Source organism: Xenorhabdus anantnagensis (genome assembly GCF_028598555.1).
Taxonomy (GTDB): domain Bacteria; phylum Pseudomonadota; class Gammaproteobacteria; order Enterobacterales; family Enterobacteriaceae; genus Xenorhabdus; species Xenorhabdus anantnagensis.
In genome coordinates this window covers 1-7,279 of the sequence record NZ_JAQRFN010000050.1, presented here as the reverse complement: position 1 = coordinate 7,279, position 7,279 = coordinate 1, and the positions used below count along the sequence as shown (strand labels likewise).

Sequence of the window (7,279 nt, the reverse complement as noted above, 5' to 3'; positions counted from 1 at the left end):
GATGCGAAAGGCAGCGAGAAGCTGGCCCTGCATGCCCAGAAGGACATGAGCACGGAAGTCCTCAATGACCGGTCAACCCGCGTGGTGCATGACCACACGGAAAGTGTCGGCAACAATCAGGTGATTACCGTGCGCAAAGACCGGCATAAGGAAATCATCGGGACGGAAGTCAGCAGCATCGGGACACGACAGGTAACGGTGGAGAAAACCAGTGTGCTCAGTGCCAAGGGCGCCATCACTATCCAGTCCACCGAAGCGGGTATCCATATCGGCAATACCAAAGGCAGCATTTCGATCGATAAGGAAGGCAACATCCATATTACCGGCGACACCGTCATTATCAACGGCCAGAAAGTGATCACCCTGAACTGATCCCGTTAACCATTTTAAAAAAGTGAAAAAGGAAACACGATGAACGCACAACCTTACCGGATGAATGAAGGCACCCTGACGCTCCCGGCCAACTGGCGCGATGAAACCATGCAGGTTTTTGTCCTGCCGGATGACAGTGGGGTCAATCTGGTGATTAACCGGACACCGGTACCGCTGGGCACCGAGGCGGCAACGTATTACGAACAGACGCTGGCGCAATTTGCGACCCACCTGCCGGGCTATCAGGAGCATCAGCGTTTACAAATGGCACTCAGTGGTGAAGACGCGTGGCGGCTGGATTACCACTGGCAAAGCCCGGAAGGGGAAATGCACCAGATGGTGGTCTTGCAAATCCGGGGCAGCCAGTTACTGGCCTTTAACCTGACGTCACCGCACCCTTTTGAAGCAGGGCAACGCACTGCGTTACTGGCGGTGATCACCAGTTTTCAGGCGGCATGACGGGAGATCATCATGGGACTGGGTGACGAAATCGTAACACGGATTGCCCGTGTGGGGGCGACCCATGCCGTGGGCAGAGCCATGCCACCTTCACAACCACGCGGCCCGGCGGCGGCACGTGAAGGGGATATTATCCAGCACTCGAGCTTTTTGGGTGCGTTGGCGGGTGTTGTTGTCGGCGCATTAATTGGCGCCGCGGTCTTTGCGGCCGCATCGGCCGTAATTGTGGGCACCGGTGGGTTAGCGACCGCGGCGGTATTGGCATTAGGCACCGCGGGCACCCTTGCCCTGGGCGGATTTATCAGTGATGTCAGCTCAGCCGTGGCCAATATGGTGGACAGCATCGGGCCACCGGATGGCGCAATCAGCAAAGGTTCACCGAATGTCCTGATTGAGGGGAAACCGGCGGCCCGGGCGAGCGTGGATTTAGCCACATGCAGCAAACATCCGCCACCGCTGATAGCACAGGGCAGTGAATCGGTGTTTATCAATGGCGAACCCGCCGCGCGGAAGGATGACAAGCTGGTGTGTGGCGCCACCATCAAGAGCGGGGCGAGCAAGGTCTTTATTGGCTCCGGCCAGGGCACGTATCTGGAAATCGAGGAAGAATTTTCCGGCTGGCAACGGGCGTTGCTGATCGCCGTGGAATTTATTGTTCCCCCCTCGCGGGGGCTGGCAAAAGGGGTAGGCAAGCTCTTTACCAAAGCCGGACAGAAAGCGATTGTAAGGGGCGCATTTAAAGGTGCGAAAAAAGTCGGGGAGATTGTTCGGGGCAAAACACTCAAGTGCGCCAAAACAGCCTTTAAAGAAACCAAAGGATTAAAACGTTACTGGGCCAGTACGAAAAAATTCTTTAGCGGTGACCCGATTGATGTCACCACCGGGGCGCTGTTTGATCAACGCACCGATATTGAGCTGGGACAGACGCTGCCGCTGCTGTTTACCCGTAGCTGGTCGCCGGGGCAGCGGGGATTGCTGGGCGAGAACTGGTTCGACAACTTCTCGGAATGTGCCATTGTCACCGGGGACAGAATAGCAATCCTGACCACCGAAGGGGCTTCCCTGCATTTTGCCCTGCCACAAAGTGTTAACCACAGCATTAACCCGGAGCATCCCGACTTTACCTTAAGCCGGGAAAAATCCGGCTTTGTTCTGGCAGAACGGCATAATCCGGTACGCAAATACTTCACCCGGTTGGTGTCCACCGGGGAGAAAACGATACAGCGCTGGTTGCTCACCGAACACCGTGACCGCAATGGCAATGCTGTGCGTTTTCACCATAACGACACCCATCAACTGGAAAAAATCACCCACAGCGATGGCCCGGAACTGCGGCTGTTCTATCGGGAAGAGGGCCTGCTGGAAGCGATCCGCCGCACTGACCATGGGCTGAATGACCTGATGGCACGCTATGCCTATCATGACACTGGCTGGCTGGCCGAAGCGGACAGTACCCAGCAATTTCACCTGTTCTATGACTATAACGAACAGGGGCTGATTAGCCGCTGGTCGGATGGTGACCAGACGGCGGTGGATTATACCCATGATGCCCAAGGCCGTTGTATCCACAGCGTCGGCAGTGGCGGGTTCTACCCGGTGCAACTGACCTATGAACCGGGCATCACCCGTTCAACGACACCACAAGGGCACACCACCGTCTGGCATCACAATGACCAGCAACAGGTAACTCAGGTCGAAACCCCGTGCGGTCATGTCACGCGTTATGACTATGATGAATGGGGCAACCTGCGCCACCAGATTTTACCGGAAGGGCAAACCCTGACGTTAGATTATCTGGCGGATACCGGGCTGGTCACCAAATTCACCGATGCCACCGGTGCAACATGGCAATACCACTATGATGAGACTGACCGCCTTGTCAGCATGACCGATCCGCTGGGACGGGTCTGGTGGCAGCAATACGATAACCATGGCAATGCAGAATGCTTTATTGCCCCCGATGGCAGCAAAACCACGCTGACGCGTAATGAATTCGGCCTGGTTATCGCGGCTGAAGACGATGAAGGGCATAAACGAACATGGGAATATGACGAACATAAGCGCCTGAGCAAACTGTTTGATGAAGAAAACCGTAGCCTACGGTTGGGTTACGACAGCCATGACCGATTGCAGCGACTGGCCTCGGGGGGTGGCGCACTGTGGCTGTGGGAATATGATCGCCATCACCGGGTGGCGTTAAATGATCGTCCGAACAACAGTCTGGAGCGTTTTCGCCATGACCGTCACGGTAACCTGACCGCGTGGACGGATGCGCGGGGCGTACAATGGCATATCGAATACGGGCCGTTTGACCTGCCAGTCGCGCGGGTTGATGGGGAAGGCCATCGCTGGCAATATCACTATGACCCCGACAGCCTGCAATTACTGGAAGTCGTCAATCCACAAGGTGAAAGCTACCGTTATACCCTGAATGCAGACGGACGGGTGGTTACCGAAACCGACTATGCCGGCACCCAGTGGCACTATGCGTATGATGGCAACGGTCACTGCATTGAAAAGCGCGATGCGCTGAACAATATTACCCGCCATGAATACGATGCGGCCGGCCGCATGACGGCGATGCACACGCCCGAAGGCACCACTACCTACTGTTACGATATTCTGGGGCGTCTGCTGGAAGTCACGGCACCTGACAGTACACCGCTGACGTTCGAATACGATGATAAAGACCGCATCGTGAAAGAAACGCAGACTCACGGTGATATCCAGCGTGATTACCCCAACAGCGCAATCGTTGAAAGCACATATCATCCGGTGACAGACCAGCGCTGGCAGGTGAAAACCGAAGCCAACAAAGTTGGCGAGTTGTGTCGATTCAGTTTCAATAACGAACATACACTTACCCTTGAGCGGGATGAAGACGGACACGAATGGCATCGCCAGTCGGATAAAGGCTTCATCCTGCGCCAGGAACATGCCCTGATGGGGCAGTTGACCGCACAACGTGCCGGACGCAACACCGAATTCTTTGCAGCCCATGAAGTCGCGGATATTCCGCAACCGACACTGGCGGGATTGGACAGGGAATATCGCTATGACGCGGCGCTCAACCTGGTGGCCGCCAATGATGAGCGGCAATGGCTGCGTTATGTGGTGAACGGCAACGGGCAGGTCACTTCGGTCAGTGACCGGGATCGTTTGCAGGAACATTATCAATATGATGCCTCCGGCTACCCTGCCCGCCGGTTTGACGGGCTCAATGAGATAGAGGGCGAGCGGCTCTACCAGAAAGGCCACCGGTTACGCCAGCTCGGCCAGCATCTGTTTGAGTATGACGATGCCGGTCGCATGACTGCCATGCAGCTCTGGCAGGAAGGCCATCGTTCTCAGTTGACCAAGTTTCGCTGGAACAGCCAGAACCAACTCATCGGCGTGCAAACGCCGGGCGGCCAGCAGTGGGATTATCGCTACGATGCCTTCGGGCGGCGCACGGAAAAAGTGTGCGAACAGGCAGGCCTGCGCACGACGTATCTGTGGGATGGCGATGTGCCAGCAGAAATTCGCGAGTACCGGCACAACCGGTTGCACTGCATCCGCCATCTGGTGTTTGAGGGCTGGCAGTTGCTGGCACAGCAGGTGCAGTTTTTTACCCCGAACCCGGAAAACCGGGATGAGCTTATCGCCGGAAACATTCAGACCCAGTATGCGGTGTGTGCGCCGACGGGCGAGCCGCTGGCGTTATTTGATGCCGCCGGGCACCGGGTCTGGCGCCAGCCGCCGCAGAGCCTGTACGGGTTGCGTCTGGGTGTACCGGGTGAAAATGCCGAACTGAATCCGGGGCTACAATACGCAGGCCAGTGGCTGGATGACGAGAGCGGGCTGGTCTACAATAGGCACAGGTATTACTCGCCTGTTGCCAGTTGTTATCTGACGCCAGACCCACTGGGGATTTTGGGAGGCGTGAATCATTATTCGTATGTAGAAAATCCGACGTCTTGGATAGACCCTCTCGGGCTTAGCCGAAAATGTGGTAAAGGTTTTGCGACTGCGGATGATGCGGCGAAGGCGGCACTAAATAAGTATAACCCGATGTCTATCCATATGAACCGTGAATATGGTGGACTTATATATAGAGCGAAGGATGGTACATATGGGCATACCCGTGCCCGCTTAGGTACAGGAAGATCAGCGCCATCAATGAAAGTAACAAAACGTGGTATGCCGAAGGGACTGGGGGATAAAGACATTGTTGGTCAATATCACACACATGCTGCTTACGAAGATGCGTTTAAGCAACGGACAAATAAAGCCGGAGATATACATAATAGTGATTCCTTTTCTCAGCCAGATAGAAATATTCATATAGGATTATCTGGAGATAAACGAGTTCCGAACTATCGGGATAGTTATCTGGGGACGCCAAGTGGAAAATTTAAGGTAATGCGTCGTGGAAGTCCATTAGAGGATATATTGTGAGGATAAAGGATGGGAACTCCCATAGAGAAATACGAAATTTTGCATAAGATAAATAAAGATGTCGCAGAATTTTTGTGGATAGCTATGAAAAAGGCAGCTAATGATGGTTTTGATATTATCGGTTGCCACATAGATATTTGTTATAAGGAAGATTTAATAGAAGATCGAAAATATTATATTGTGAGCTTTTATCCCAGAGAAGTAACGCCTGAGAATGCAATGGAATATGAGTTATTAGATGATGACCTTAATGTTTATATTGATGCTAATACGAAAGAAATTGTTTTCGCTTGTGCAGGCGTATAATTAATTTAAGAACATTATTACCGTGATATAAATAGAAAAGCCGGAAAGTGAACTGACCCCAAAATCTTCCGGCTTTTTTCTTTTTTAAGAGCCGCTCAGTTCCTGCCCTTAGCGACTTTTATAGTCGCCAATCAGCTCGCGCATTCGCAGCTTAATATCACTGAGCTGGTCTTGCTGGCGTTGGTACTGTTGCTTGATGGTGCGGGTGTCATCGCTGTCAGGAATAAGTACCAGACAACCGTCCATAATTTTAACGGTGAGTGTGCCATCAATCTCAAACCCGGCGGCCTTAAGCCATTGGCCTTTCAGGTGGATAGCGGGCGGCGCTGTGGCTGTGGCTTTGTTATTTTGCGGCACGTATCCCACGGTGTAATAACGTTCGGTATTGGCGGCTATTTACCTCGGTGAATAGTTGACTATCACAAAGACAGTAGCTTCTGTTTTCAAGTGATTGATGAAAAAACTGGAATATCTAGGCATACTCAGCTTTCTGATATTCAAGCTAACAAAACCGGCAGTTCGGCTTTTATTACAATGGTGCCATACGCGGTTTCAATGGTAACAGGATGATCCAATAAACCGCTTTCAGTCAGCCAGTCACCGACAAGGTAAAGTTCGCCATTGTCGCGTACCCCATCAATGCCTTGATGTGGATCACACTCGATTTCATGAAACAGCGTAGCGAGATCTGGCCCGGTTTCAGGCTCAATCAGGGACAGTATTAAGCCATTGGAAAATTGCGCAATATGGAATAACGCATCGGCCATAAATCCGATTTCTTGCAATGTGTCACCGCTAATTACAAATTCTGGCAGTTCGGCAAGGTGAGATGAAAGATGAAGACTCATTAATACATTCCTTGTGCTACTTAGCATGATATAAATGCGAACCGTTTCCCAAAATGAAAATGTTGTCATTCAAGGGATGGAAAGCCGTTCGCCCGCTTTGTCAGTGTTTTTATTTTTTACTGATAAAACAAATTGTTATCTTATGATCTACTGATCTACAACAGCTTTTTATTCAACTTGCCGGGAAATTGCTGTAACCAGCCAGCAACGGCGATATCATCCCATTCGCCTTCATTCAGGCTTTTTAAGCAGTGCCACAGTTCATGAAAATTTTGGGCGGTGATGATCAAACAACCCGGCATCACTCTGATTTTTAACGGATCATGAATGGAAAATCCGGCTTCAAGCAACCATTTTCCGCTTAAGTTAATGGCGGGGATAGTACGGTTGGGTCCTTGGGGGCGGTAAACGACTTTTTGATACCGTTCCGGCTGGGAAATTTTGTAAATACGGGTTCCTGCATTAGAATGCGTGTTAGCCATAATAACTACCTTCTATAGTTGTTGTGGTTAGCGGTTTTATCGTGTTCCACCACGGTAAAGCCGCGTTCAGATTTCATTGCCTACATTATCCCCGACCTGAGCAACTTTCCATCATCAAAACCGGCGTTTGCGAAGCGGCTCGCAAAATAAATACTGTATATATACCCATTGCAATAGAACATGTTAAGTCACTCAGGAAGTTCCTTTTTTCGCCGAAAATACCCGCCTTTTATTCATTTTTATTCACAATAACTACAAGTTTGGAATCTATTGCCAGCCATCGATTTATCACCTGAGTTTGCAAAACATTCAGACCTTTGTCGTCACCGACTTCACCCTGACGGAAGGCTTTTCCCAGCCGTTCCACCTGAATGT

The 7,279-nt window shown here is 51.5% G+C and carries 7 protein-coding genes; 4 read left to right on the top strand and 3 right to left on the bottom strand.

Translation table 11 applies throughout. The features are described 5' to 3' along the window. The 4 genes from PSI14_RS19210 to PSI14_RS19195 form a co-directional block, all read left to right on the top strand. On the top strand, positions 1-372 hold a 372-nt coding region (locus PSI14_RS19210; RefSeq protein ID WP_442316491.1), incomplete at its 5' end, for a bacteriophage T4 gp5 trimerization domain-containing protein. A gap of 39 nt (positions 373-411) precedes the next feature. Beyond that, the gene (locus tag PSI14_RS19205) at positions 412-831 is read left to right on the top strand and encodes a DUF1795 domain-containing protein (RefSeq protein WP_273577588.1); all 420 of its coding nucleotides are present in this window, start codon (positions 412-414) and stop codon (positions 829-831) included. A 12-nt stretch (positions 832-843) separates the two neighbouring features. Next, a complete protein-coding gene (locus PSI14_RS19200) occupies positions 844-5,268 on the top strand; it encodes an RHS repeat-associated core domain-containing protein (protein ID WP_273577587.1) in 4,425 nt (1,474 codons plus the stop codon). 9 nt (positions 5,269-5,277) lie between these two features. Then, the gene (locus PSI14_RS19195) at positions 5,278-5,574 is read left to right on the top strand and encodes a hypothetical protein (protein ID WP_273577586.1); all 297 of its coding nucleotides are present in this window, start codon (positions 5,278-5,280) and stop codon (positions 5,572-5,574) included. Between the two features lie 108 nt (positions 5,575-5,682). On the opposite strand, the gene PSI14_RS19190 is transcribed toward PSI14_RS19195, so the two are convergent. The 3 genes from PSI14_RS19190 to PSI14_RS19180 form a co-directional block, all read right to left on the bottom strand. Beyond that, positions 5,683-5,970: a SymE family type I addiction module toxin gene (locus tag PSI14_RS19190; protein WP_273577589.1), complete on the bottom strand. Its 288-nt coding sequence runs from the start codon at positions 5,968-5,970 to the stop codon at positions 5,683-5,685. Positions 5,971-6,071: 101 nt separating this feature from the next. After that, a complete protein-coding gene (locus PSI14_RS19185; RefSeq protein WP_273577585.1) occupies positions 6,072-6,422 on the bottom strand; it encodes a SymE family type I addiction module toxin in 351 nt (116 codons plus the stop codon). Between the two features lie 155 nt (positions 6,423-6,577). Continuing rightward, on the bottom strand, positions 6,578-6,904 hold the full coding sequence (locus PSI14_RS19180) for a SymE family type I addiction module toxin (protein WP_273577584.1): 327 nt from the start codon (positions 6,902-6,904) through the stop codon (positions 6,578-6,580). Positions 6,905-7,279: the final 375 nt, after the last annotated feature.

Bases quoted from the DNA above. Each gene is read 5' to 3' on its own strand.
- PSI14_RS19205 (WP_273577588.1), top strand. From the start codon at position 412: ATGAACGCACAACCTTACCGGATGAATGAAGGCACCCTGACGCTCCCG.
- PSI14_RS19185 (WP_273577585.1), bottom strand. From the start codon at position 6,422: ATGAGTCTTCATCTTTCATCTCACCTTGCCGAACTGCCAGAATTTGTA.
- PSI14_RS19200 (WP_273577587.1), top strand. From the start codon at position 844: ATGGGACTGGGTGACGAAATCGTAACACGGATTGCCCGTGTGGGGGCG.
- PSI14_RS19195 (WP_273577586.1), top strand. From the start codon at position 5,278: ATGGGAACTCCCATAGAGAAATACGAAATTTTGCATAAGATAAATAAA.
- PSI14_RS19180 (WP_273577584.1), bottom strand. From the start codon at position 6,904: ATGGCTAACACGCATTCTAATGCAGGAACCCGTATTTACAAAATTTCC.